Origin of the sequence: Glaciihabitans sp. UYNi722 (assembly GCF_040549465.1) — a bacterium.
Classification (GTDB): Bacteria; Actinomycetota; Actinomycetes; order Actinomycetales; family Microbacteriaceae; genus Lacisediminihabitans.
The window spans coordinates 17943-42476 of the sequence record NZ_JBEPTL010000005.1 but is presented as its reverse complement, the minus strand read 5'-3'; the positions used below and the strand labels follow the sequence as shown (position 1 = coordinate 42476).

The following is a 24534-nucleotide window of genomic DNA, read 5'->3' as shown; positions in this document are numbered from 1 at the left end:
CTACTCCTTCACTGCAAGCGGGAGAGCGGGAAGCGCCCTGATGATGTCGGTGGCCAGGTCGAGGTCCTGCAGGCCCCCGGCGACCGTGGAGCGCACGGCGACGCCGTTGAGGATCGCGTCCGCGAAGTGTTTGATCTCCCGACGGAACGGGTCGTCGGAGCTCGCGGTGAGGGTCGCCCGCGATTCCATCCCGAACCGGGTCTCCCGCACGTCGACCCGAGTCGGCGCATAGCGGATGTACGGGTGCGAGAACTCCACGCGGATCTCGCTCGTGTCGGTGGACACCCCGACCCACTCGTCCCACCAGTCGTAGCGCGAACCGGTTCCGATCTCGAAGACGACGGGAACGCCGTCGTCGTATTCGAGCACGGCGAGGAGGTGCTTCTGTCCGTCGCTCGACGCATAGGCGACGCTCGACGGGGCGCCGAACGCCTCGCGGATCACGGAGAGGTCGTGCGCGCCGAGCATCAGCAGCGAGGTGTAAAGCTCGACGTACCCGGCGTGGTCGCCGAGGTGGTCGGCGATCCGGTCGTTCACGTCGATGAGCGACGCAGCGAGCACGCCGTCGGGGATGTCGTCGAACCGCACCTGGTCGTACATGGTCTTGGCGATGTCGAATCGACCGGCGAGGTTGTGCACGGTTCGTACGCGGGCGTCCCCCGCCTCGGCGATGAGTTCGAGCCCCCTGGCGAATCCGGGGTCGAACAGCTTCATGTAGCCGACCATCGACACCGTGCCTGCACCCTCGGCCGCGAGCTGCACAGCGCGTCCTTCTGCCGGGGTGAACGCAAGCGGCTTCTCGATCAGCAGGTGCTTGCCGGCGCGGATGGCATCGAGGCTGACCGACGCGTGGTCGAAGGAGCAGACGATGATGGCGTCGACATGAGGATCGGCCATGAGGTCGTCGCTCGAGGGGTAGATGGAGGGCACGCCGTAGCGTTCGGCGGCGGCGGTCGCGGTGCCGAGCGACAGGTCGCAGACGGCGGAGATCTCGAAGTCCGGTGACTCGCTCAGGAACGGCAGGTGCATGATCTGGGCGATCTGCCCGCAGCCGAGCACGCCGACCCGGATCGGGGCCGAGGAGGCTCGCGCGGTCATCGGGTGCTGCTTTCGGGCCGGAGGGTGAGGCCGAGGGACTCGATGTACGCAACGGATGCCTTCAGCGCGTCTTCCGGTGCTTCGTCGGTACTGTCGAGTTCGATGATCACGATTCCGTCGTAACGATCGGCGAGCAGCTGGGCGGTGACCGCCGGGATGTCGACGATGCCGTCGCCGAGCGGGCGGAAGGACGCGAACCGCGCCGGCCCCGAGATCCCGGTCTGGTCTGCGACGTCCTTGTAGTGCACGTACTTGAGTACCGAGGCATAGTCCCGGATGGCGGCGACGGGGTCGCTTCCCGCCATCATCAGGTGCGCGATGTCGATGCAGAGGCCGGCCGGTCCGTCGTCCAGCTCGTTCATCAGGCGGTCGAGCTGCTCGCGGGTCTCGATGAAGGTGTCGATGTGCGGGTGGTAGGCCACCCACATGCCGCGCTCGCCCGCCCGTTCGCCGATCTCCCGGAGGGATGCGGCGAAACGCCGGTACAGGTCGGGTTCGTGGTCGGCGCCGCCCCGTGCGGGCGGACCGCCGCCCAGCACGAGCCCTGGTGCCCCGAATCCGGCGAGGATGCGGGTGATGGAGTCCATGGTGGCGAGTTCGTACTCCCAGCTCAGAGGATTGACGAACTCGCGATTGCAGTACAGCGAGCTGAGTTCGAGTCCCCGCTCGGCCGCCCTCGAGAACAGGGCGACCCGGGTGAGGAATGCGACGTCCGTTGTCCCCATAGGGACCGGTTTGTCGCCCGTCCCCATGTAACGACGGGAGAAGTCACGCGAGAGGTCATCCCTTGCCAGCGCCTCGACGTACCTGAATCCGTTCCTCTGGATGGCTTCGAGCCCATCCTCCGCTGGCAAACCGGCGAGGTCCCAATTGTTGAGGTGATAGCCGAAGGTGAATTCCTGCGTGTTGGTCACGGTGTCCGTGTCTCCCGTCGTCGAGGTCAATCGATTAGTCGCACTTGGTCATGTACTGGTACTTCAGGGCCTTGGCCGTCGTCACGTTCTCCGGCGTCAGCAGGAAGGTCGGAGTCGCGGTGATGGTCGCGGTGGCCGGAACCTGCTTGGTCGATCCCTTGTGGGCCTTGAGGTACTTCAGTACCTGCTCGACGGCGATCTTCGAGCCCTCGTACGGCGACTGGCCGACCGTTGCGGCCAGCTGTCCCGACTTGATCAGGTCGATCTGCTGGGGGCTCGAATCGAACGAGACCAGCTTGACCGTGTCACCGACACCGGCTGCCTTGATCGCCGATGCGACACCGACGGCCTCCGGTCCACTGGTCGCGTAGATGACCTTCATGTCCGGGTTCCCCTGGATGAGGGCGGCCGCAGCGGTGGAGGCCATCGAGGTGCTGTTCTGCGCGAATTGGGGCGAAAGCACCTTGAGGTCCGGGTACTTCTTCTCTAGGGCCGGCACCATCTCGGTGTAGCGGTCGCTGTCGGTCTTGTTACCGGTCGTGTCGGCGATGAGGCCGACGGTTCCCTTGCCTCCGGTGATCTTGCCGATGAGCGCCTCGAGGGGCTTCGACGCCTCGAGGAAGTCGGTGATCGTCGTTCCGTAGGCGTCGGCCGGCTCGAGGCTCTGGCCCGTAGCCCAGACCGGGATGCCCTTCTTCATGAGCGGACGGACCGTCGCGCCGAACCCGGTGTTCGAGAACGGTGCGATGAGCATTCCATCCGGGTTCGTCGCCGCGGCGGCGGCGAAGGCCTGGATCTCGGCGGTCGCGGAGTTGGAGGTCGGGCCCTGGAACTGGAGGGTCGCTCCCCCGGCCTTCGCGGCATCCTGTGCACCGCACTTGCCGGTGATGAAGAACGAGTCGTTGATGAGGGCGGCGATCGCGACGATGCGCAGCTTCTTATCGGAACTGCCCGAGGTGTCAGCCGACCCGGTGCTGCTGCAGCCGGCGAGCATGACTGCGGCGGTCGCGAATGCGACCACTCCGACCGCTGCCTTGCGGAGAGAGCTCTTCTTCAGGATGCGGTGCGGTGTGAAATCGAATGCGTTCAATTGCAGGACTCCTTATTGTTTGGTGCCGGGTGGGGGTGACGGGTGGAACTGTTGTGGAACACCTTGGGGTTACTTGGAAAACAGCCGGACCTTCGAGTCCGACTTGCGCAGCTGGTCAACCGAGACGGCGATCACGAGGATCACACCGACGACAATCAGCTGGTAGTACGAAGAGACGCCGATTACGACGAGCCCGTTGGCGAGGATGACCGCGAGGATCACACCGCCGAGCAGGCCGACCATCGAGACGATGCCGCCGGCGAGAAGCGTCCCTCCGATCACCGCAGCGGTGATCGCGGAGAGGGAGTCCTGGGTGTGACCGGCGATGTTGGTCGCGGCGAACCGGGTGATGTCGATGAATCCCGCGATGCCGGCAAGGCCGCCGGCGATCATGAACAGCGTGACCAGCTTGCGGTTCGTGTTGAGCCCGGCTCGCTCGGCGGCCGGCCGCGATGAGCCCATGGCGAGGAGGTGCAGCCCGAAGCGGGAGAAGCGCAGGGCGACGAAGGCGATCGCCCAGGCCAGGATCGCGATCACGAACGGAAGCGGGATGCCGAGCACGGTCTTGATGCCGAAGTCGTCCTGCAGCGCAACCGGAACCCCGGTGACATCCGTACCGCCGGAGACGATGTAGGCGACACCGGTGACGATGCCGAGCATGGCCAGCGTGGCGATGAGCGAGTTGACATTTAGTCGCGTGACGATCAGCCCGTTCACGAGCCCGACGATCAACCCCGTGATGATGGCGCCGACGAGGCTCCCGATGATCACGATCCCGATGCCGAACGGGGCGAGCGCGATGGCGATGAGGCCGGCGACCACCGAGGACAGGATCAGGTTGGCGCCGAGCGAGATGTCGAACTCGCCGGAGCCGAGAAGGAACGCGATGGCGATTCCGAGGAGCAGGCCCTCGCCGCTGTCCGACATCAGGTTCTGCAGGTTCGTGCCGCTGATGAAGGTGTGGTTGATCGAGATCGAGGTGAACAGGATGATCAGCAGCACGTCGATCGCGAAGATCCAGAACGTGTTGTTGGTCAAAATCTTGTGGAGCCTGGACTCCGAGGCGGGGAGTGCGAGGCCGCCCGCACCGATTGTGTCCGCGGTCACTTGTTGTCTTCCTTGTCTTCGGGGTCGTGACCGGCGAGGCCGACCATCGCGGCGACGACGTCGCTTCGGGTCAGGCTGCCGATCGGTTCGTCGAGCGCGACCTCGCCGTGCCGGAGCACGATCACGCGGTCGGCGATGTCGAGGATTCGAGGGATGTCGTGGGAGATGATCATGACGCCGGCTCCGGCGTCGGCGGTCGTGCGGATGAGCTGGCAGACGATGTCGCTCTGGATCGTGCCGAGCGCCGCTGTCGGTTCGTCCATGAGGATGCCGGAGCGGCTCCACATGTTGGCGCGCGCCACAGCGACGGCCTGCCGCTGTCCGCCGGAGAGGTCCTTGACCGAGAGGGAGAGGGACGGCAGCCGGATCGACAGGCTCTGGAGGGCCTTCTCGGTCTTCTGCGCCATCTCCAGGCGGGAGAGGAATCCGAACGGTTTGAGGATGCCACCGTGCATCATCTCGTGGCCGAGGAACATGTTCTCGAGCACGGTCAGGTCTGGGGCGAGCGCGAGGTCCTGGTGGACGACGGTGATGCCGTGGTCTTCGGCATCCCTCGTGCTTTTCATGGTAATCGACTGGCCGTCGATCTCGATCGATCCGGTGTCCGGGCTGTAGACGCCGCACAGCATCTTGGTCAGTGTGGACTTGCCCGCCCCGTTGTCGCCGAACAGCGCGAGGACTTCTCCCCTGCGCAATTCGATCGACACGTCGCGGATCGCTTTGACGTGACCGAAGGTCTTGGAGAGACCCTCCGCACGGAACACATAGTCGCTTGGTGAGCGAAGCGGTGACGCCACTTCCGTTTGGGAAGCATCCATATTCTTGCCCTCGTTCCTGACGATGCCGAGCTGATCCGCGGTGCCTCGGAAGGCCACCTAAGCTAGCATGCTAGTGAAGCTAGCATGCTACTTACGAGCCACGCAAGATGTGCGTTGCGGCCGTGTTGCCGCGTGTTTCCGGCCCGTTTCAGACGCTGGTCAGGCCGTCTCTCCACCGTCGACTTCGACGATGGTCCCGGTGACGAACGTGGCGAGATCGGACAGCAGGAACGCGGCGACGTTGGCCACCTCGTCCGGGCTGCCGAGACGACCGAGACAGGTGCGCGCAGCCAGAACAGTCTTCCATTCGTCCTTCGGACGTTTCTGCGGCCCGCCACTCACGAGCGGTGTGTCGATCGGACCGGGCGCCACACAGTTCACCCGGATGCCGTCCGGGCCGAGCTCGCGGGCTGCCGACCGTGACCAGTGGACGAGTCCCGCTTTCGCCGCCGAGTAGGCGGTGAACCAGCCGTACCCCTGGCGACCAGCCGCCGACGCGGTGACCACCACGGATGCCCGGCTCGACTCCCACAGCGCCGGAAGGGCAGCACGGGTGAGCAGGGCGGACCCGACGAGGTTGAGGGAGAGCGTACGGTGCCAGAACTCTTCGTCGCTCTCCTCGATCGACCGGTACGGTGCTCCGCCGGCCGTGACGAGAAGAGAGTCGAGACCGCCGAGCCGCTCCCGCGCGTCTCCGATCGCCGCGTCGCAGCCACCCTGGCTCGTGATGTCCGCCACAACGTCGGCTTCCTCGTTGATATCGACGGACACCGCGACAGCGCCGCTTCGGCGGAGTAACCCGATGCTCGAGCGGCCGATCCCCGACGAACCGCCGACGACCGCCACTCTGAGTCCGGCCAGGCCGGGAAGCGTGACGCCGCCGGTGGCTTCGCCGATCGCGGCGCTCACGCCGCAGCCCCGAGCGGAATCGCCGAATCCCCGGCGGCGACGAGGAGGTCGACGACGGCCTGCGCGAACAGCGGGTCGGATTCGAGCACCACCTGGCAGTGCGCCCCCTCCTGGTCCGGGAAGCCCATGTATCGTCCGCGGAGATCGCAGATCGTCTGGCCTCGTCCCGGACCGTTGCCGGTGTCGACCCAGGCGTTGACGGTCGGGGCGAGCGTCGGAATGAGGGTGCCAACGCCGATCGCGACCGCGAGCACGTCGTGGATGCAGGAGAGGCGCTCCGAGAACGCGTTCTCGGTGAAGTAGTCCATGTAGAACCTCATCACCCGCCCGGCGTAGGCGCTGATCGTTCCGCCGTCGAGCAGCTGCTGCCGCTGCGCCTCGGTCATCAGGGTGCGCATGGTGACGTCGAGCCCGACCATCCGCAGCCGCCACGGCGCTGCGAATACCGCGGCCGCCGCCTCCGGGTCGTGGATGATGTTGGCCTCGGCGACCGGTGTCCGGTTGCCCGGGGCGAGTGCGGCCCCGCCCATGATCGTGACGCCGCGGAGCAGCGAGGGAAGGTCGGGACGGAGCGCAAGGGCGACGGCGAGGTTCGTGAACGGTCCGACGGCGATGAGTTCGATCTCGCCCGGGTGCTCGAGGGCGAGACGGATGATCTGGTCGGCCGCAGACTCCTCGACGAGGGTGGCGACGAACGACGGGTCGCCGACATTGCCCTGGCCGTCGATCCCGTGCACGTGGTAGCCGAAGTTCTCAGGCCCGCGAAGCAGCGGGCCGGCGGTGCCGGACGCGACGGGGATGTCGCTACGCCCGACCATGGCAACGGTGTGAGCCGAATTGACGGCGGCCGTCGCCACCGGCACGTTGCCCCACACCGCGCCGATCGCGAGGAGTTCGATCTCCGGGTGCAGTGCGGCGTAGAGGATCGCGAGAGTGTCGTCGCAGCCGGTGTCGCAGTCGAGAATCACCTTGGTGGTCATGTTGTCTCTCCTCTTCGAACGGCGCTCGGTCCGCTCAGTAGCATGCTAGACCACCGCAAAGTGCTGGAGAGAATGATCGCGGCGGCCTACCTCTGGGTGGGGAGCGGAAGCTGGCGGAGTGCGTTCGAGGCCCAACCGCTCGACGCCGGACCGCCCCCGCCGAGCTGGGCGAGCAGCAGGCTTCCGGTCTCCACGAGGTGGTCGGCCATCGCCGCGGCAGCGGCCGGCGCATCCCCGGCCTTGATCGCGTTCACCACCGGCTCGTGTTCGAGGCCGACGGCCCGCAGCGTGCGCGAATGCTGGGTGGTGAGCACGCCCATGTTCTGGGTGATGTCGCGGAGGCTGCGGACGTACTCGTTGAGGCGAGAGTTCTCGAGGGTGGCGAGGATGCGGTCGTGCAGTGCGTAGTCGCTGCGGAAGAACGCATCCGAATCGTTCCGCACGATGGCCTCGCTCATCAGGGCGAGGTAGCCGTCTAACTTCTCGACGAGCTGGTCGGACAAATGTAGCGCCGCGTGCGACGACGCCGGTACCTCGAGCAGCAGTCGCATTTCGAACACCCGGCGGATCTCATCGGCCGACTGCCCCTGCACGCGGATGCCGCGGTTCTTCTCGATGGTCACCATCCCCGTGTCGGCGAGCCGGAGCACCGCCTCGCGCACCGGAGTCCTCGATACCTCGAACCGGTCGGCGAGCTGGTATATCGAGTGGAGTGACCCTTCTTCGAGCTCGCCGTTCAGAATCGCCGAACGCAGTTCTTTCAACACGAAATCGGAGAGCTTCACTGCGTCCGTCATTGATCCCCCTGGTCATCCGTAGCAGGCTGATGGTATCCATCCTGTGCGCACGCACACCGAGGGACCCGCCCGACAGGTAACATGCTACTCATGCGCGCTGAATCCGGCGCTCATTTCACCTTTCGCAGCCCTCCCCACTACAGGAGTCGACCACCATGCACTTCCTCCTCGACGGCGACCCCGGTCACGACGACATGCTCACTATTTTGCTGGCGGCCAAGCACGTCGAGGTGGTCGCGATCACCACGGTGCATGGCAACCAGTCGCTCGAGAAGACTACGATCAACGCCCGCAAGACGGTCGAGCTCGGCGGACTCCAGCACATCCCGATCGCGAGAGGACTCGACCGACCGCTCGTCAACGAGCCGGTGTACGCGCCGGAGGTGCACGGGAAGACCGGGCTCGACGGGGTCGAACTCCCGGACCCGGTCGTGCCGCTGAGCGACCTCACGGCCGTCGAGATGATCATCGCGATGAGCCACGAGTACGACGACCTCGTCATCGTCGCCACCGGCCCGCTGACCAATGTCGCCGCCGCGCTGCGGATCGATCCGACGCTCGCCGGGCGCCTCGCCTCCATCTCGCTGATGGGCGGTTCGCTGACCTTCGGCAACTCGACGCCGGCCGCCGAGTTCAACATCTGGGTCGACCCCGAAGCAGCCGACATCGTCTTCACGAGCGGGATACCGCTTCGGATGTTCGGTCTGAACGTCACTCGCCAGGCGGCGGCAACGGTGAAGGAACTGGATCGGATCCGCGACCTCGGCACGCCGTTCGCCCGCACGATCGCCGATCTCGTCGAGTTCTACCGGGCCAACCTCGAGAGGGTCTACGGCCTCAAGGGGGCGTCGCTGCACGATCCGCTCGCCATCGCCACGTTCATCCGCCCCGAGTTGTTCACCATGAAGCCGATGCACGTCGGGATCGAACTCCACGGCACCCGCACCCGCGGCATGACGGTCTGCGATTACCGCCACGCCACCGGGGAGAGCGAACTCGGCGGCAAGAACGCGGTTCTGCGCGGCGAACCGGCGAACTGCGATGTTGCGATCGGGATCGATGTGGAGGGCTTCTTCGACCTGCTGACCGACACCCTCGCGATGTACGCCTGAACCACGGATCGAGCTCCCGGTGTCTCGTCCTCCCCTCGACGGTGTCGTCGTCGCCGACTTCTCGCGCGTGCTCGCGGGGCCTCTTGCGACGATGACGCTCGCCGATCTCGGGGCGCGCGTGATCAAGGTGGAGCGCGCGGGAAGTGGAGACGACACCCGGCGCTGGACTCCCCCGGCGTCCCCGCGGGGCGGAACCTACTTCGACAGCGTCAACCGCAACAAGGAGTCGATCGAACTCGACCTCTCGGACGACGGTGACCGATCGGTGGCCGCCAGCCTCGTCGACCGGGCCGACGTCGTCGTGGAGAACTTTCGGTCCGGGACCATGGAGCGACTCGGGCTGGGGTACGACGAGGTGCGATCGCGGAACCTCCGCGTGGTCTATGCCTCGATCACGGGATTCGGACCCGCGGAGGGAGCTGCTCTTCCCGGGTACGACTTCGTGGTCCAGGCGCTCGGCGGGCTGATGAGCGTCACCGGCGACGCCGACGGCGAGGGGATGAAGGCGGGTGTCGCCCTCGTCGACGTGCTCACCGGGAAAGACGTCGCGATCGGTGTGCTCGCCGCTCTCGCCTCGCGGGCGGCGACCGGCGAAGGCGCCCGGATCGAAGTCAACCTGTTGTCGAGCCTGCAGGGAGCCCTCGCCAACCAGGCCCAGGCGTGGCTCGGAGCCGGGTCTCTTCCTGGTCGTCTCGGCAACATCCATCCGTCGATCGCGCCGTACCAGACGCTGCGCTGCTCCGACGGAGCGATCGCTGTCGCCTGCGGGAACGACGGCCAGTTCGCGCGGCTCGCGGCGACGATCGGGATGCCGGAGCTTGCCTCCGATGAGAGGTTCGCCACCAACCCTGTGCGGGTGGCCAATCGGGCCGCGCTCGAGGTGATCCTCGAGTCGACACTCGCCGATCAGCCGGCCTCCCACTGGGAACAGCTGTTCACCGCCGCCGGCGTGCCAGCCGGGCACGTGGCAACGATCGCCGAGGGGATCGACCTCGCCGAATCGCTCGGACTTTCACCGACCATCGAGCTGCGCGACAGCGACGGTGTCCCCGCGGGCCGACAGATCCGGCATCCGATCTCCTGGACCCCTCTTTTCCGCGCCCGGGCCGACGCTCCGCCTCATCTCGGCCAGGACAGCACCCGAATCCGGCGCTGGCTCGATGAGCGGCCGACACCCATCGAGAAAGGATCATCGTGATGGAGACGTCAACGAACCCCACCGCGCGAGCCGACGCCGACCCGAGCGTCGATCCGTTCACCGGCACCATCGCCGGTGTCGTCGAACACTCGACGCCCGACCAGGTCGACCGGGTTGTGTCGGCCGCTCGGTCTGTTGCCGCCGAACTCGCGGCCACCGCGCCCGCTATCCGTCGCCGATGGATCGAGGCCGTCGTCGCGTCGTTGCTCGAGCATCGTCAAGAACTCGCCGAACTCGCACAGTCGGAGACGGCACTGGGAATGGACCGCCTCCGCGGAGAGGTCGGGAAGGCGTGCGACAACGCCAGCTTCTACGGGCTCGTCGCCGTCGACGGGGCCTTCATCGACGCGAGCACCGAGACGATAGCCGACGGATCCCGCCTCTCTCGCTGGAATGAACCGCTCGGACCGATCGCCGTGTTCGGCGCGAGCAACTTCCCGTTCGCCTACGGCAGCTTCGGGCACGACGCCGCCTCGGCGATCGCCGCCGGCTGTCCGGTGGTGGTCAAGTCGCACCCGGCACAGCCCCGGCTCGCCTCGCGCCTCTCAGAGCTCGTCGTCGAGGCGCTTGCGGCCAGCGGTGCCCCGACCGGCACGTACGGCTCCGTGGTCGGATTCGATGCCGGCCTCCGGCTCGTCGACTCCCCCGCCATCCGCGCCGTCGGGTTCACCGGCAGCCAGGCCGGCGGGATGGCTCTCGTCGAGCGCGGATCGCGTCGGGGAATCCCCGTGTTCGCGGAGATGGGGACGGTCAACCCGGTGCTCGTCACCCCGGATGCCGCGCCGCTTCGCGACTCGATAGCCAACGGATTCGTCGCCTCGTTCACCCTCGGTGCCGGCCAGTACTGCACGAAGCCCGGCCTGCTCCTCGTCCCCGCCGGAGTCGGTTTCCCGGATGCCGTGCGCCTCGCCCTGTCCCACGTCGGGCAGCAGACCCTGCTCACCCGCCGGATAGCAGACGCCTACCTCGCCGGAAGCTCGCGGCTCGCATCCGCCGCCAGCGGCGTCCCCCCGGAGCCGGGCGGGCCCGACGGTACATCAGACGCAGGATTCACGGTGACACCGCGGCTGGTCGAAGTGACTCTCGACCAGCTTTCCGCCGGATCGCCGCTGCTCGATGAGTGCTTCGGTCCCGTCGCGCTCATCTGCGAGTACGACGACCTCGACAGCGCCCTCGAGGCGGTCACCCACCTGCAACCCTCGCTCGCGGCATCCGTGTTCGCCGCCTCGGAGTCCGGGGACACCACCCTGCGCGCCGTCCGCACGCTGCTTCCGCAGGTCGGGCGGGTCGCCGTGAATGCCTGGCCGACCGGGGTGCTCGCATCCTGGTCTCAGCAGCACGGCGGACCGTGGCCGGCGACATCGCGATCGGATGCCACGAGCGTCGGTGCGGGCGCGCTCCGCCGGTTCGTGCGGCCGGTCGCAATCCAGAATGGGGACATCGGCGCGCTGAGCCCCGCCCTGGCGGCGGACAATCCGTGGCACATCCCCCGCCGCATCGACGGCCGGTCGATTCCAGCCGCCTGAGCGAGCAGACAGTTCCGACGGAAGACAGTTCCAACGAAAGACAGGACCAACAATGAACAAGAGACTCGACGACGAGCCATCGGACATCATCGACATCGACTCCCTCCTGAGCGACCGGGAACGCGAATTCCGGGCGACGATCCGGCACTTCGTCGACACCCGGGTCAAACCCGGTATCGCCAGCTGGTACGACTCGGCAACATTCCCCGTCGAGATCATCCCCGAGCTCGCCGCTCTCGGCCTGCTCGGTATGCACCTGACGGGCTACGGATGCGCGGGCCGCAGCGCCGTCGAGTACGGCCTCGCCGCACTCGAGCTCGAGGCCGGCGATTCCGGGCTGCGCACCTTCGTCAGCGTGCAGGGCTCGCTGGCGATGAGCGCCATCCACAAACACGGGTCGGAAGAGCAGAAGAACCGCTGGCTGCCGGAGATGGCGGCCGGGCGGGTGATCGGGTGCTTCGCCCTCACCGAGCCGAGCGCCGGATCGGACCCCGGAAGTATGCAGACCACCGCTCGCCTCGACGGTGACGAGTGGGTGATCTCCGGCTCCAAGCGCTGGATCGGGCTCGCGTCGATCGCCGACATCGCCATCGTGTGGGCGGCGACCGGCGACGGAATCCGCGGTTTCATCGTCCCGACGGGCACGCCGGGATTCACCGCGACCCCGATCACCGGCAAACTCTCGATGCGCGCGTCGATCCAGTGCGACATCGAGCTGGACGACGTCCGTGTGCCGTCATCATCGATGCTTCCGGACGCCCGGGGGCTCTCCGGGCCGTTCGCCTGCCTGAACGAAGCCCGGTACGGCATCGTGTGGGGTGTGATGGGCGCCGCCCGCGACAGCTACCTCGCTGCGCTCGAGTACTCGAAGCAGCGGCTTCAGTTCGGCCGACCGCTCGCCGGCTATCAGCTCACCCAGCAGAAGCTCGTCGACATGGTGCTCGAGATCTCGAAAGGCACGCTTCTCGCCCTCCACCTCGGGCGACTGAAGGACGCGGGAAAGCTGTCCCCGCACCAGATCTCGGTCGGCAAACTCAACAACTGCCGCGAGGCCATCGCGATCTGCCGCAAGGCGCGAACGATCTTCGGCGGGAACGGCATCACGCTCGACCACTCGCCGCTCCGCCACGCGAACAACCTGGAAAGCGTGAGGACCTACGAGGGCACCGACGAGGTGTACACCCTGGTCATCGGCAACCACATCACCGGTGAAGCCGCGTTCCGCTGATCGTCTCCATCGTCGCTGGCCACTGAGTGCCCGCCTCCCTAGGAGAACTTCGAGGGTATTTCACCTAGATTGATGTCTAGCCGCATCCTGCATGGGCGGCGCGCAGCCTTACCGGCGACAAGTTTCGATGGCGCCCGACCGCCGCACTGAACTTGGGCGCCTTCTGCTCGAACATGCGCACACCATCACCAAGTCTCTTCTGAGCAAGAGATAGTCACGTGTCCTTTAAGGACTGCGTCGCCGCTGTTATGAGCCAAAGGTTCAACACCTTCTAATGTAGTCAAAATGTGGTCATGATTTTCGCTGCTAAAAAGACGCTGCCAAAAAGACCGAACCTCAAATAACGACTCTGAACAGCACTTTTCTAAGTAGCGGGAGCGGGACTTGAACCCGCGACACCACGATTATGAGCCGTGTGCTCTAACCACCTGAGCTACCCCGCCGGGACGTCGCCCCGTGAGGGGAGACGAGAGCCCCCTGTGGGAATCGGACCCACTACCTCTTCCTTACCAAGGAAGTGCTCTACCAATGAGCTAAGGGGGCGAAAGCGGCATACAGGTCGCCCTGAAGCCGTTTTGGCACCGTTAGAGAATAGCACCCGCACGCGTACCGCCCGCGCGAGCTTAGTCTGCTGCAGTTGCCACTTGAGCCCGAGGATCACCCCGAGGCGTTCAGCGAGAACCAGGCAACGCCCTGGAAAGCGTTCCCCAGCCTCAAAGAGCAGGTCGAAATGCCGTCCACCGCGGGCTATGGCAATTGGCGCTCAAGGGATGAGTCGCTGCGCTCGGAGGTCTTGGAAGATGCGCAAGAACATGGTCTCAGTGTCGACGTACTCGTGGAACCCGGCGCGGCGCGACTTGGACGTGTCAGCTATGACGTCATAGTCCCAGCTGAAGACAAAATCTCCGAACGCCCACGACGACACCTCAGAGTACGGTGTCGGAAGTAGGCCGTGCCTACTAACCATCTCGTCCCACAAGCCCGCCTTGTCGGCCATCACTTCTTCCAGTGACATGGGAAGAGGCGGTGCGACGTCGAGGTCGAAGAACCTGGCTATTTTGGGCCACATCGATGACCAGCGGAACAGGTCCCCATTGGTGATGTTGTAAGCCTGGTTTCGGCTCTCGGGATTAGTGGCGGCCCACACGGTTGCTTTAGCCAGCAGATCGGCGTCGGTCATTTCGATCAGGCTCGTGTACGCGCCTGGCTTGCCGGGGAACCGGAGCGGGATACCAAGCTCCTTGCTGACGGATGCATAGACGGCGATCACCATTGCGAGGTTCATGGGGTTGCCGAGGCCGATGCCGGCAACGACGGACGGGCGAAGCGCTGACCACGACCAGGAGCTTCCCACCTGCTGTCGTTCGAGGAACTGTTGTTGGTCGACGTTGAACTCTGGCGGCATATGGGGCGGATCGTCCTCCCTCGCCGGGGTGGCGAAGGGGCCGAGGTGAGCGCCGTAGACCTTGTAGCCCTGCATCAGGCTGATGTGTTCAAGGCCAGAAGCGACGGGCTCGATGGCGTCGACGACGTTCGTGAGCATTGCGAGGTTGGGGGGCACCAGCTCGGCCCACGTCGGCCGGTCTTGGTATGCGGCGTAGAAGACGTGTGTAACCCCAGTTAAACCGCTCAGTTTCGTGGCAGTCTCGTCACGGTCGAGTAGGTTAACGGCGATATGCCGAACAGGGCCATGGTCTTGACCGCCGCGTCGAGACAGGCCGATGACGTTCCATTCGCCGACACTCACCAGGTGCTCGATCAGATTGCCCCCGATCACACCCTGTGCCCCAACCACCAGCGCTGTTCTCTAACCACCAGCGCTGTTCTCTCATCCACGAGCTGCCTCCATCGTTACATCGCAATTTACCGATGTTCCTTCTTAGCACGCTATCGGTAAATCACGATATTCCGATATAGTTGGTGAATGTCCGACCCCACCGCCGAAGAACTCGTGAGCGCATTCAAAGCGCTCGGGCATCCGACACGATTAGCCATCCTGGGTTGGCTCAAAGATCCCGAGTCCTTCCCCGCTCAGGATCGCCCGGCGACAGAAGTTGGCGTGTGCTTGAAGCACATTCAAGCGCGGGCCGAGGTGTCACAGTCGACAGCATCACAGTTCATGGCAACGCTCCAACGTGCCGGCTTAGTGTCCTGCACGCGAGTGGGCCAGTTCTCCCACTACCGACGAAACGAAGACATCATCGCGGCCATCGGTCGGTCCGTCGCCGTCAGCATCTAAAGGGTCAGAATCCGATCACGGCTATTCATGCGGCGGTTGCTGCCGCGGATGAACCGACCTCGAAGCCACTCAGCGTGATCGACTCGCAATCACGACGACTTACCGGGCTGGTCTCGGAACTGCGCAAGCTCGCCGATCTCGAAACCCAACCGATCGAGCGCGCGCCAGTCGACCTGGAGGAACTCGCGGCAGACGTGGTCGCAGCGGTATCGGAACATCTCGAGACAACGGGCGGCGGTTCCCGAGAGTTTCGCATTGTCTTTCCCCAGGCGCCGTGGCCGATATCCAAGGTCGTCGGTGATGTTGACCTGCTCTTCCTCGCCCAGTACAACCTCGTATCGAATGCGGCGAAGTATTCTCACGCCGACTCCAGTATCGAAATACGCGGAAGTGAGGACGATGGCTGGGCAGTGATCGAGGTCGCGGATAACGGCACCGGTATCCCCGCGAATGAAGCGGATATGGTCTGGGACGAGCTCGCGCGCGGAGCGAACTCCCTGGGCATCCCCGGCCCGGGCCTCGGACTCTCCCTCGTCAACGCGGTGGCGCTTCGGCACGGAGGGCGGGCGACCCTGCGATCCCGAGCGGGGCAGGGAACCAGCGTCGCGATGCAAGCGCTTTCACTCGCACGGCCTTCATACCATAGGGTTTTGGCATGACCAACGGAAACGAATGGTGGCGCTCTGCCGTCATTTACCAGATCTATCCGCGTTCGTTCTCCGACGGGATGGGCGATGACGGACTCGGCGACCTCGCCGGCATCACCGAGAGGCTGCCCGCACTCGTCGAACTCGGTGTCGACGCGGTCTGGCTCTCCCCCTTCTACACGTCGCCACAGAAGGATGCCGGATACGACGTGGCCGACTACTGCGACGTCGACCCCATCTTCGGTACGCTCGCCGACTTCGACGCCATGGAGAAACGGGTGCACGAACTCGGCCTCAGGCTGATCGTCGACCTCGTGCCCAACCACACCTCAGACCAGCACCGCTGGTTCCAGGAGGCGCTGGCCTCAGCGGAGGGCAGCCAGGAGCGCGCACGGTACATGTTCCGCGACGGCACAGGCGACACCGGCGAGCTGCCTCCGAACAACTGGGACTCCGTCTTCGGCGGGCCGGCCTGGACGCGCACCATCCACCCCGACGGCACCCCCGGCCAGTGGTACCTGCACCTCTTCGACACCTCGCAGCCCGACCTCGACTGGGAGAACCCGTGGGTGCGTGAGCAGTTCCGCGACATCCTGCGTTTCTGGCTGGACCGCGGCGTCGATGGCTTCCGGGTGGATGTCGCCCACGGCCTGATCAAGGCGGCTGGGCTTCCTGACTACACGCCACCGGCATCCGGTGGCAGTATGGGCGGCGGAATCGTCGGGCTCGAACCCGAGATCGTTGCGAACGCCGAACTGGATACTCCGACTCCGCCCTACTGGGCACAGGAGCGCGTGCACGAGATCTACCGCGACTGGCACAGCGTGCTTGAGGAGTACGACGGCGAGCGCGTGCTCTGCGCCGAAGCCTGGGTCGAGCCCCTCGCCAAGCTGGCGCGCTGGGTGCGCCCGGACGAGATGCAGCAGGCATTCAACTTCTCCTACCTCGAGACGCCGTGGGAGGCGCCTGCGATGCGCAAGGTCATCGACCTGTCACTCGAGGCCTTCACGAGCGTCGGAGCCCCGAGCACCTGGGTGCTGTCGAATCACGACGTCGTTCGTCACGCCTCACGGCTGGCGCTGACCGCCGAGAATCCTCAGGGCCATGGCATCGGACCGAAGTCCCCCGGCAAACCCGTACGCGAGCTCGGCCTCCGTCGTGCCCGTGCCGCAACGGCTCTCATGCTCGCGCTCCCCGGGAGCGCCTACCTCTACCAGGGCGAAGAACTCGGGTTACCTGAGGTCATCGACCTGCCCGACGAGTCCCGCCAGGATCCGACCTGGTTCCGCACCAACGGCGAGCGCTACGGACGAGACGGATGCCGCGTGCCGATTCCCTGGGAGGCAGAGGCACCGTCCTACGGCTTCGGCCCGACGGGCAAGAGCTGGCTCCCCCAGCCGGCGGACTGGGAACCCTACGCCCGTGATGCCCAGCGCGGCGTTGCCGGCTCGACGTTGGAGATGTACCGGCTGGCTCTCGCGATCCGCACCCAGCACGATCTCGGTATGGGTGGGGCCGAATGGCTGCCCGGTTACGGCGACGACGTGGTGGCGTTCCGCAACGGCGGCGTGACCGTCATCGCGAACACCGGCGAGGCCGTGGTCGAGCTGCCGATTGGGCAGGTGCTGCTGGCGTCCGAACCGCTCGGCGACGGCATCCTGCCGGGCGATACGACGGTGTGGTTGCGTAGCTAACGATTAATTTGCGTTCGCCTTGAGCCAGGCGAAGGGGTCGACGGGCGTGCCGTCCAGGTGGATCTCGAGGTGCAGGTGGGCACCCGTCGAGGCACCGGTATTGCCGACCTGGCCGACAATATCCGTGACCTTTACGGCCTGGCCGACGACGACGCGTACAGTTCCCGTGGCCATGTGGGCGTAAACGCTCTGCACCTTCTGGCCGTTGATCACGTGATCGATGATGACGTGGTTGCCGAGGCCCCCACTGTCCTGCTTCACCAGGCTGACCACGCCATCCGCGATCGCCTGGATCTCGACCCCCGCACCGGGGGTGAAGTCGAGGCCCTCATGGAACGTGGAGCAGTATCCGCAGTTGGCCACCTGTCGGGGCCCGAAGCCACTGGTGACCGGCACCGGGACAGGGAAGGGCCACTGGATGGTGCCGAGCGGGTTGTTCGTGTACTGCGACGAGAAGGCGGCCTTGGCGTACCTGACCTTGATCTGCTGCACCAGCGATACCACGGTGTACGTGTCACGGGCCGGAGCGACAGAAACGGCCTCAGTGCCGACCTCGATACTCTGCGCCTTACTCTGCGCTTTCAGGCTCTGGGTGACCGCCGAAACCGGTTCCTCCGCGGCGGCGCTGAAGAATGCATTGGCCGGAAGAGAGGTAGAAACCAGCAGCGCGGCAGCACCGGTCATAGCGCCCAGGGTCATCAGTTTCGCAAGCACTCTGCGGACTCTGCCCCGGGTGGGAGCGCTGTAATTCGACCGCTTTGTCGAGCGGGAACGACTGATCCTTCGTCCCATGCGCTATCCGACCATGGCGCCGAACGACGCCGGGTCGTGGGCGCACGTCATGGTACTAATCAGGTGTGACATGACGGGCACTCCTCAGGAGAGCGGCCGATCGAGGGGGATCAATCGGCCTGATTCTTCAGCAATTACAGGCGCGTTTCGCGGGTAACAGACTTCCACAGTAGCTAAATAACGAACCGATAAACAGCCCTCGAGAGGGTTTCAGCTTCATGCAGCCGTATTGGAATCGTGAGAACCGACGAAAAAACCTAGTTCGCGTTGGCCTTGAGCCAGGCGAATGGATCGACCGGAACGCCGTCTACGTGCACTTCGAAGTGCAGGTGGGCGCCCGTCGATTCGCCGGTGCTGCCGACCAGGCCAAGCTCATCCGTGACCTTCACCGGCTGCCCGACCACAACATTGATGGAACCGGCAAGCATGTGCGCGTAGAGGCTCTGCACCTTCTGGCCGTTGATCACATGATCGACGATCACGTGATTGCCGTACGCCCCGGTGGTCGACGTCTGGCTGACCACTCCATCCGCGATCGCACCGATAGGAGTACCCGCGCCCGGGATGAAGTCGACGCCGAGGTGATAGGACGAGCAGCCGGAACAGGGCGAAGTGCGAGCGCCGAAACCACTGCTGATCGGAACCTGCTCGGGGAACGGCCACTGGATGGTTCCCAACTGGTCGTTGGTGTAGGCGAAGTTCTGGTTTGCCGACTTCAGGCGGATCTGCTGCACGAGCGAGACGACGGTGTAGGCGTCACGCGTCGGGGAAACCTCGGCGACCGCGGTGTCCACGGCGAGCGACTGGGTCTTCGCCTGCGCCGCCGCAGTCGTGGCTGGCACCGCCGCCTCTGCGACGCTGCCGCGAAATGCATACGCGGGAAGGGACGTGGTGACCAGCAGTGCGCCGACGCCGAGCATCGCGCCGATGCTGGCCAGCTTCGGCAGCAGGCGCTTGCGCAGCTTGCGAGACGGCGTCGGATCGATCACCCTGGCGCGCACGTGCGGAGGTTCAGAAGCGCGGACCTTCGCCGCCATGGTCACGCGAGCTCGCGGCCTCTTTCGACCTGTCGCGGCCCGACCCTGGCGCAGGTCCCGCCGAGACGGGAAGGAGCGGGCGGATGCGGCATCCGTCGACTCGATAACGGCACCCTTGTCGGTGCCGTTCGGTTCAAGGTCCCAGCTGAATCCGCCCACCGTCTATCGGGCCTCTGGTGCTGGGGTCCGGGAGAGCTGACGTGCGGGAGTGGAAATCACTGCTGGTGGTCCTCCAGTAACGAAACGCGGCCAGAGGCGTTTGTTTTGGTTGGCGATCGGGGTGCGGCCATTGGGCCAGCGTCTTAACGAATCTCTCGAGGCTAAGCCACTAGCGGGTGAGAGGCAAACGAAGTACTTTCACGATGCGCCCCCGACCGGGGGTACCTCGTGCACTATCGCGATGCTAATTCCCTGATTGCGCGGGCATGCTCTATGGTGGTCAGGTTACGTTTTCATAACGCGCGTTGATTTGGATTTCCCACTCTATGGCTTCACCCCACGGCAGGCGGTCAGTTCAGCCTCGACGCAACGGTGCCGCTGGCGTGCGGCAGGTAGTTGCTTCCAGCGGCGCAATGATCGTGGCTCTCGGTCTCGCTGCGACGATGGCGATCCCGGCCGCCTCGGCAACGGCGTCGGCGACCGACGCCTCCGCGGCGGTCCCATCTACGACGGCAACGGCGGCATCGTGGATGCCCCGAAACCGGGCACCGACGTCTCCCACCGTCTCATCTGGGGTTCGCCGCAGTTCATCTGGGGTTCGCCGCAGTTCATCCGCGTCGTCGACCGTTAGGTTTACTCTCTCTCGACGCCACAGGTCAGATCAGAACAGCGTTGGCTCGACCGCTTCTGGACGCACCATTTCATCGCGCATGAGCAGGGTGAAGAAGTCAGTGTTGATGAACAACCGCTCGCGGCCGACCTTTACGCTCAACAGCACGCCATCCGCTTCAGGACACGCTTGGTCTCTCTCTCGTCTTTGGGAGGCAACAACGGAAGTTCGTTGTACGCATCATTTGCTGACCATGTCATCTGCAAACTTTATAAGCACGTCGGTGGGATATGTAAAAAAGGGGGCTCTTTTTTTACACGTCAGAGCGTCATGCAAATAATTTTGTCATGTTGTTCACGATCCAAGGCCGCTCTAGAAGACGCTCCAAGCGCAGAAAACGAGCAAGGGCTCCGAGAAGACTCTCGAAGCCCTGACAGTCGTGCGGTGGCAAGTGCGAGATTCGAACTCACGAAGTCGTAGACGGCTGATTTACAGTCAGATCCCTTTGGCCACTTGGGTAACTTGCCATGTGCACCCGCTCGGATGTCACCACCCGGCACGAACGCGCTCACCAAGGATACAGGGTCTGCGCCCTCGGAAGAATCGCTGGCCGTTGCGACGGCAGTAGGATTTCAGCCAGTCCGTCTGCACGACCGAAGGAGGTTCGATGCCCGGCATCCAGGAGGTCGCCGACAGGGCCAGCGTCTCAACCGCGACGGTGTCCCGGGCGCTCAGCGGCAACGGTCATGTCTCCGCCAGCACGCGAGAGCGGGTGGCCAGGGCGGCGGAGGAACTCGGCTATGTCGTCAGCTCCAATGCCTCGAGTCTCGCAACCGGACGCACCAAGAATGTCGGCGTCGTTATCCCCTTTCTCAACAAGTGGTTCTACAGCTCGGTGATCGAGGGCGCGGAGAGCGCACTGATGAGCCACGGCTACGATCTCACCCTCTACAACCTCAGCGGTGGCGGTGAGGAACGCCGCAGCGTGCTCGAGCATTTTCTGCTGCGCAAGCGGGTGGATGCCGTCATCGCCATCTCCCTGGAACTCACGGCCGCTGAGCTCACCGGCATGCTCAACCTCAATAAGCCGATCGTCGGAATCGGCGGACCGCTCACCGGCGTGCGTACGCTCAGCATCGACAACATCACGGTCGCCAGGCTCGCAACCGAACACCTGCTCTCACTCGGGCATCGTTCGATCGCGCACATCGGCGGCAACCCGCAGTTCGAGCGAGACTTCCACCTGTCGACCAACCGCCGCGGCGGTTACGAAGCGGCGCTCGAGGCTGCCGGTGTCTCCCCCGATCCCGAGTTGTTCCAATCGGCCGACTTCACGATCCGTGGAGGGTATGAAGCGGCGAAGCAGCTGCTCGGCAACCCGCGCAAACGCCCGAGCGCGGTGTTTGCGGCATCCGATGAGATGGCCATCGGCACGATTCTCGCTGCCCGCGATCTCGGCCTCCGGGTGCCCGACGACGTGTCGGTGATCGGCATCGACGACCACGAGCTGAGCGAGTTCTTCGGACTCAGCACCGTCGCGCAGTTCCCGGCCCTGCAGGGGCGCCAGGCCGTGGAGATACTGATGGACCAGCTGCATCCCAGCCGCCGCACGCAGGGATCGCTCGACACCCCGCTGCCCTACGAGCTCATCGTGCGGTCGACGACGTCCCGTCCTCGCTGATCACCGCATCAGGGCGCCGATTTGTTGTTCGCGCGCAGGTTGTAACATCCGCGCTGATAACGAACCGGCGCGCGGTTGGACACTCGACCGGTCAGCTCGCGGCCTCTTTCGCGTACTCGGTGGCGTGACGGATGACGTTGGTCAGGTACGCGCCCGAGCCGTTGTAGGCGAGCACGGCCTTGCGCCATCCGGCCTCCTGCCCGAGTTGCTGACCGCCTGCTCGGCAGAGGTAGTGCGCCGCAGCCATGGTGGCGTCATCGATGTTCTGCGGATCTTCGACGCCGTCGAGGTTCGCATCGGTGTGCCAGTTCTGCCAGGAGTTCGGGATGAGCTGCATCGGTCCGACAGCACGATCGATCGTGGGGTCGCCGTCGATCGCACCTCCGTCAGAGTCCGGCACCTTGGCGAAGGAGCCTCCGTCGAGGGGCACGCCGAAGATGGCCGGGGTCGCGTTGCCGGCGGCGTTCAGGGTTCCGCCGAAGATCGTGCCGTGGTGGGACTCCACCTCGCCGATGCCGGCGAGGGTGTTCCAGCCGATACTGCATCCGGTGCCGGCATCCGCCACCTGGATCGCAACACCGGCGTAGGCCCGCAGCGCTCGCTGCGGGATGCCGGTCGCCTTCGAGGTCGATGCGATCCACCTGGGGTCGGCAAGCCCGGCAACCCCCACGCCGACAGGGACGGATGCGCGCACCAGTGGGGCCTCGGAGGCAAACCGCGGCAGATCCTCCGGAGCGGCCCGGTTGCCGTTGTCGCTGCGGGAATGCGGCACACCGAGGATCAGGATGCCTGCGATCACACCGCCCCCCACGGCAAGCGCCAGCACGACGATCAGCACCGTTCGAAGGATTCGCATGATGTCACCCATCATCCCGTGCACCGCCCGTTAAACTGCTGGCATGGCTGATCCAACCTTTGACATCGTGAGCAAGGTCGACAAGATGGAGGCCGACAACGCCCTCCACCAGGCGCAAAAGGAGATCGCGCAGCGCTACGACTTCAAGAACGTCGGAGCCGAGGTCGATTGGAGCGGCGAGAAGCTGCTGCTCAAGGCATCATCCGAGGACCGGGTGAAGGCGGTGCTCGAGGTTCTCGAGGCCAAGTTCATCAAGCGAGGCATCAGCCTGCGCAGCCTCGACGCCGGTGACCCCTACGCGTCAGGCAAGGAGTATCGCATCGATATCTCGCTCAAGAACGGCATCTCTTCTGAGGACGCGAAGAAGATCTCGAAGCTAATCCGCGACGACGGACCGAAAAGCGTGAAGTCGCAGATCCAGGGTGACGAGTTACGAGTGACCTCGAAGAGTCGCGACGACCTGCAATCGACAATGGCCATGCTCAAGGGTGCTGACCTCGACGTCGACCTCCAGTTCGTCAACTTCCGCTAGACGTCCACAGCTGCTGCACGATCGCCGAGGCCTAGATGATCGATAGCGCCACCGTCACCGTGATCCTCGTGATCCTCGCGCTGCTGCTCGATATCTCCATCCGGGTGTTCTCGGTCATCTTCATCCCGCAGAACCGTAAGCCGCAGACGGCGACCGCGTGGCTGCTCGCGATCTTCCTGATTCCCTACCTCGGCATCCTGCTGTTCCTGCTGGTCGGAAGCACCAGGCTGCCGAAGAGCCGACGTGAGAAGCAACGCAGGGTCAACGAGTACATCCTCGAGGCCACAGAGGATGACGCCCAGGTCGTTCGGGACGCTGACTTCCCCGACTGGCTCGAACCGATAGTTGAACTCAACCGCACCCTCGGCTCGATGCCGCTGATGAGCGGAAACACGGCGAAGCTCTACACGGAGTATGCGGAGTCGCTCGCGGCGATGACGGCCGCTGTGTCCAGCGCCAAGAAGTTCGTGCACGTTGAGTTCTACATCCTCGCCTTCGACCGCACCACGACCCCGTTCTTCGACGCGATGCAGGCCGCCGTGAAGCGTGGAGTCACGGTACGGGTACTGCTCGACCACATCGCCTCCGTCCGCTCCCCCGGCTACCACCGCACCCTGCGCAAACTCCGCCGGATAGGGGTGACCTGGAAACTGATGCTGCCCGTGCAGCCGTTGCGCGGCAAGTACCAGCGACCCGACCTTCGCAACCACCGCAAGTTGCTCGTCATCGACGGTGAGGTGGCCTTCACCGGCTCGCAGAACATGATCGATCGCAGCTACAACAAGCGCGGCAACCTCCGTCGCGGCCTGAAGTGGAAAGACCTGATGGTGCGCTTCGAGGGGCCGATCGTCGGCGGTGTGAATGCACTGTTTATCACCGACTGGTACAGCGAGACCAACGAACTGCTGCTGCGGGAGACCATCATCACCGAACCTGAGGAGACGGCCCAGGTGCTGGATGCCCAGGTGGTGCCGAGCGGGCCGGGCTTCGATCTCGAAAACAACCTCCGGCTCTTCAACTCCCTCCTGTACAGCGCACAGGAGAGGGTGATCATCACGAGTCCCTACTTCGTGCCCGACGACTCGATGCTCTACGCCATCACGAATGCCGCCTACCGCGGCCTCGACGTACAGCTCTTCGTCTCGGAGGTCGGCGACCAGCCGGTGGTGTTCCACGCCCAGCGCAGCTATTACGAGGCTCTCCTGCGGGCGGGCGTGCGCATCTGGCTCTATAGGACGCCGACGGTGCTGCACGCCAAGCATTTCACCATCGATGACGACGTGGCAGTGGTGGGCTCGAGCAACATGGACATGCGCTCCTTCAGTCTGAACTACGAGATCTCGGTGATGATGAGAGGTCGGCACATCGTGCAGCAGTTGCGGGATGTGGAGCAGAGCTACCGTGACGAGAGCCGCGAACTGTTCCTCGACGACTGGCTGGAACGCCCGCTGCGGTCGAAGGTGCTGGACAACACCGCCCGTCTCACCGCGGCCGTGCAGTAACGCTACAG

Annotated in this window: 23 protein-coding genes and 3 tRNA genes; 11 read left to right on the top strand and 15 right to left on the bottom strand. The window is 64.9% G+C overall.

Annotated features, from left to right (window positions below; translation table 11 throughout):
• The 8 genes from ABIB56_RS04970 to ABIB56_RS04935 form a co-directional block, all read right to left on the bottom strand.
• Window positions 1–1098 (bottom strand): Gfo/Idh/MocA family oxidoreductase, encoded by a 1098-nt coding sequence (locus ABIB56_RS04970; RefSeq protein WP_354567889.1) that lies wholly within the window; start codon window positions 1096–1098, stop codon window positions 1–3.
• Window positions 1095–2042 carry a sugar phosphate isomerase/epimerase family protein gene (locus ABIB56_RS04965; protein ID WP_354567887.1) on the bottom strand — a complete coding sequence of 316 codons (948 nt, stop codon included), beginning with the start codon at window positions 2040–2042 and terminating at the stop codon, window positions 1095–1097. Before ABIB56_RS04965 ends, ABIB56_RS04970 begins: the two co-directional genes overlap by 4 nt.
• A gap of 4 nt (window positions 2043–2046) precedes the next feature.
• Window positions 2047–3102 carry a sugar ABC transporter substrate-binding protein gene (locus ABIB56_RS04960; RefSeq protein ID WP_354567886.1) on the bottom strand — a complete coding sequence of 352 codons (1056 nt, stop codon included), beginning with the start codon at window positions 3100–3102 and terminating at the stop codon, window positions 2047–2049.
• A 69-nt stretch (window positions 3103–3171) separates the two neighbouring features.
• Window positions 3172–4209 (bottom strand): ABC transporter permease, encoded by a 1038-nt coding sequence (locus ABIB56_RS04955; protein WP_354567885.1) that lies wholly within the window; start codon window positions 4207–4209, stop codon window positions 3172–3174.
• Window positions 4206–5084 carry an ATP-binding cassette domain-containing protein gene (locus tag ABIB56_RS04950; RefSeq protein ID WP_354567883.1) on the bottom strand — a complete coding sequence of 293 codons (879 nt, stop codon included), beginning with the start codon at window positions 5082–5084 and terminating at the stop codon, window positions 4206–4208. Before ABIB56_RS04950 ends, ABIB56_RS04955 begins: the two co-directional genes overlap by 4 nt.
• A gap of 102 nt (window positions 5085–5186) precedes the next feature.
• Window positions 5187–5936 (bottom strand): SDR family NAD(P)-dependent oxidoreductase, encoded by a 750-nt coding sequence (locus tag ABIB56_RS04945; protein ID WP_354567882.1) that lies wholly within the window; start codon window positions 5934–5936, stop codon window positions 5187–5189.
• Window positions 5933–6916: a nucleoside hydrolase gene (locus ABIB56_RS04940; protein WP_354567881.1), complete on the bottom strand. Its 984-nt coding sequence runs from the start codon at window positions 6914–6916 to the stop codon at window positions 5933–5935. The genes ABIB56_RS04945 and ABIB56_RS04940 overlap by 4 nt, the downstream gene beginning before the upstream one ends.
• 86 nt (window positions 6917–7002) lie before the next feature.
• Window positions 7003–7713 (bottom strand): GntR family transcriptional regulator, encoded by a 711-nt coding sequence (locus tag ABIB56_RS04935; protein WP_354567880.1) that lies wholly within the window; start codon window positions 7711–7713, stop codon window positions 7003–7005.
• Window positions 7714–7868: 155 nt separating this feature from the next.
• Here ABIB56_RS04935 and ABIB56_RS04930 point away from each other — a divergent pair, with 155 nt between their 5' ends.
• Genes ABIB56_RS04930 through ABIB56_RS04915 form a run of 4 tightly spaced genes read left to right on the top strand, consistent with a single transcriptional unit; the run spans window position 7869 to window position 12777 of the window.
• Window positions 7869–8825 carry a nucleoside hydrolase gene (locus tag ABIB56_RS04930; RefSeq protein ID WP_354567879.1) on the top strand — a complete coding sequence of 319 codons (957 nt, stop codon included), beginning with the start codon at window positions 7869–7871 and terminating at the stop codon, window positions 8823–8825.
• Between the two features lie 19 nt (window positions 8826–8844).
• Window positions 8845–10023: a CaiB/BaiF CoA transferase family protein gene (locus tag ABIB56_RS04925; protein ID WP_354567878.1), complete on the top strand. Its 1179-nt coding sequence runs from the start codon at window positions 8845–8847 to the stop codon at window positions 10021–10023.
• On the top strand, window positions 10023–11549 hold the full coding sequence (locus ABIB56_RS04920; RefSeq protein WP_354567877.1) for an aldehyde dehydrogenase family protein: 1527 nt from the start codon (window positions 10023–10025) through the stop codon (window positions 11547–11549). Before ABIB56_RS04925 ends, ABIB56_RS04920 begins: the two co-directional genes overlap by 1 nt.
• Before the next feature lie 52 nt (window positions 11550–11601).
• Complete coding sequence (locus ABIB56_RS04915) at window positions 11602–12777, top strand: acyl-CoA dehydrogenase family protein (protein WP_354567875.1); 1176 nt, start codon at window positions 11602–11604, stop codon at window positions 12775–12777.
• A 369-nt stretch (window positions 12778–13146) separates the two neighbouring features.
• On the opposite strand, the gene ABIB56_RS04910 is transcribed toward ABIB56_RS04915, so the two are convergent.
• The 3 genes from ABIB56_RS04910 to ABIB56_RS04900 form a co-directional block, all read right to left on the bottom strand.
• A tRNA-Met gene (locus ABIB56_RS04910) sits at window positions 13147–13220 on the bottom strand.
• Window positions 13221–13248: 28 nt separating this feature from the next.
• Window positions 13249–13320: transfer RNA gene (locus ABIB56_RS04905), tRNA-Thr, on the bottom strand.
• Between the two features lie 220 nt (window positions 13321–13540).
• Window positions 13541–14572 carry an SDR family oxidoreductase gene (locus ABIB56_RS04900; protein ID WP_354567874.1) on the bottom strand — a complete coding sequence of 344 codons (1032 nt, stop codon included), beginning with the start codon at window positions 14570–14572 and terminating at the stop codon, window positions 13541–13543.
• A 129-nt stretch (window positions 14573–14701) separates the two neighbouring features.
• On the opposite strand from ABIB56_RS04900, the gene ABIB56_RS04895 reads away from it, so the two are divergent.
• The 3 genes from ABIB56_RS04895 to ABIB56_RS04885 all read left to right on the top strand — a co-directional run bounded on the left by ABIB56_RS04895 (window position 14702) and on the right by ABIB56_RS04885 (window position 17357).
• The gene (locus ABIB56_RS04895; RefSeq protein WP_354567873.1) at window positions 14702–15016 is read left to right on the top strand and encodes an ArsR/SmtB family transcription factor; all 315 of its coding nucleotides are present in this window, start codon (window positions 14702–14704) and stop codon (window positions 15014–15016) included.
• A gap of 74 nt (window positions 15017–15090) precedes the next feature.
• Window positions 15091–15675 carry a sensor histidine kinase gene (locus ABIB56_RS04890; protein WP_354567872.1) on the top strand — a complete coding sequence of 195 codons (585 nt, stop codon included), beginning with the start codon at window positions 15091–15093 and terminating at the stop codon, window positions 15673–15675.
• Complete coding sequence (locus ABIB56_RS04885) at window positions 15672–17357, top strand: glycoside hydrolase family 13 protein (protein WP_354567871.1); 1686 nt, start codon at window positions 15672–15674, stop codon at window positions 17355–17357. The genes ABIB56_RS04890 and ABIB56_RS04885 overlap by 4 nt, the downstream gene beginning before the upstream one ends.
• A gap of 3 nt (window positions 17358–17360) precedes the next feature.
• On the opposite strand, the gene ABIB56_RS04880 is transcribed toward ABIB56_RS04885, so the two are convergent.
• Window positions 17361–18071 carry a M23 family metallopeptidase gene (locus ABIB56_RS04880; protein WP_354567870.1) on the bottom strand — a complete coding sequence of 237 codons (711 nt, stop codon included), beginning with the start codon at window positions 18069–18071 and terminating at the stop codon, window positions 17361–17363.
• 335 nt (window positions 18072–18406) lie between these two features.
• Window positions 18407–19345 carry a M23 family metallopeptidase gene (locus tag ABIB56_RS04875; RefSeq protein ID WP_354567869.1) on the bottom strand — a complete coding sequence of 313 codons (939 nt, stop codon included), beginning with the start codon at window positions 19343–19345 and terminating at the stop codon, window positions 18407–18409.
• A gap of 310 nt (window positions 19346–19655) precedes the next feature.
• Between ABIB56_RS04875 and ABIB56_RS04870 the strand changes: the two genes are divergently transcribed.
• Complete coding sequence (locus ABIB56_RS04870) at window positions 19656–19976, top strand: hypothetical protein (RefSeq protein ID WP_354567868.1); 321 nt, start codon at window positions 19656–19658, stop codon at window positions 19974–19976.
• A gap of 424 nt (window positions 19977–20400) precedes the next feature.
• Here ABIB56_RS04870 and ABIB56_RS04865 read toward each other — a convergent pair.
• Window positions 20401–20482: transfer RNA gene (locus ABIB56_RS04865), tRNA-Tyr, on the bottom strand.
• Window positions 20483–20622: 140 nt separating this feature from the next.
• Between ABIB56_RS04865 and ABIB56_RS04860 the strand changes: the two genes are divergently transcribed.
• The gene (locus ABIB56_RS04860; RefSeq protein WP_354567867.1) at window positions 20623–21636 is read left to right on the top strand and encodes a LacI family DNA-binding transcriptional regulator; all 1014 of its coding nucleotides are present in this window, start codon (window positions 20623–20625) and stop codon (window positions 21634–21636) included.
• Between the two features lie 91 nt (window positions 21637–21727).
• On the opposite strand, the gene ABIB56_RS04855 is transcribed toward ABIB56_RS04860, so the two are convergent.
• Window positions 21728–22492 (bottom strand): lytic transglycosylase domain-containing protein, encoded by a 765-nt coding sequence (locus ABIB56_RS04855; RefSeq protein ID WP_354567866.1) that lies wholly within the window; start codon window positions 22490–22492, stop codon window positions 21728–21730.
• Window positions 22493–22535: 43 nt separating this feature from the next.
• Between ABIB56_RS04855 and ABIB56_RS04850 the strand changes: the two genes are divergently transcribed.
• Complete coding sequence (locus ABIB56_RS04850; RefSeq protein WP_354567865.1) at window positions 22536–23024, top strand: YajQ family cyclic di-GMP-binding protein; 489 nt, start codon at window positions 22536–22538, stop codon at window positions 23022–23024.
• 35 nt (window positions 23025–23059) lie between these two features.
• On the top strand, window positions 23060–24526 hold the full coding sequence (gene cls, locus ABIB56_RS04845) for a cardiolipin synthase (RefSeq protein ID WP_354567864.1): 1467 nt from the start codon (window positions 23060–23062) through the stop codon (window positions 24524–24526).
• The last annotated feature ends 8 nt before the right edge of the window (window positions 24527–24534 follow it).

Bases quoted from the DNA above. Each gene is read 5' to 3' on its own strand.
- ABIB56_RS04970 (WP_354567889.1), bottom strand. From the start codon at position 1,098: ATGACCGCGCGAGCCTCCTCGGCCCCGATCCGGGTCGGCGTGCTCGGC.
- ABIB56_RS04940 (WP_354567881.1), bottom strand. From the start codon at position 6,916: ATGACCACCAAGGTGATTCTCGACTGCGACACCGGCTGCGACGACACT.
- cls (WP_354567864.1), top strand. From the start codon at position 23,060: ATGATCGATAGCGCCACCGTCACCGTGATCCTCGTGATCCTCGCGCTG.
- ABIB56_RS04920 (WP_354567877.1), top strand. From the start codon at position 10,023: ATGGAGACGTCAACGAACCCCACCGCGCGAGCCGACGCCGACCCGAGC.
- ABIB56_RS04855 (WP_354567866.1), bottom strand. From the start codon at position 22,492: ATGCGAATCCTTCGAACGGTGCTGATCGTCGTGCTGGCGCTTGCCGTG.
- ABIB56_RS04935 (WP_354567880.1), bottom strand. From the start codon at position 7,713: ATGACGGACGCAGTGAAGCTCTCCGATTTCGTGTTGAAAGAACTGCGT.
- ABIB56_RS04850 (WP_354567865.1), top strand. From the start codon at position 22,536: ATGGCTGATCCAACCTTTGACATCGTGAGCAAGGTCGACAAGATGGAG.
- ABIB56_RS04895 (WP_354567873.1), top strand. From the start codon at position 14,702: ATGTCCGACCCCACCGCCGAAGAACTCGTGAGCGCATTCAAAGCGCTC.
- ABIB56_RS04885 (WP_354567871.1), top strand. From the start codon at position 15,672: ATGACCAACGGAAACGAATGGTGGCGCTCTGCCGTCATTTACCAGATC.
- ABIB56_RS04860 (WP_354567867.1), top strand. From the start codon at position 20,623: ATGCCCGGCATCCAGGAGGTCGCCGACAGGGCCAGCGTCTCAACCGCG.
- ABIB56_RS04930 (WP_354567879.1), top strand. From the start codon at position 7,869: ATGCACTTCCTCCTCGACGGCGACCCCGGTCACGACGACATGCTCACT.
- ABIB56_RS04915 (WP_354567875.1), top strand. From the start codon at position 11,602: ATGAACAAGAGACTCGACGACGAGCCATCGGACATCATCGACATCGAC.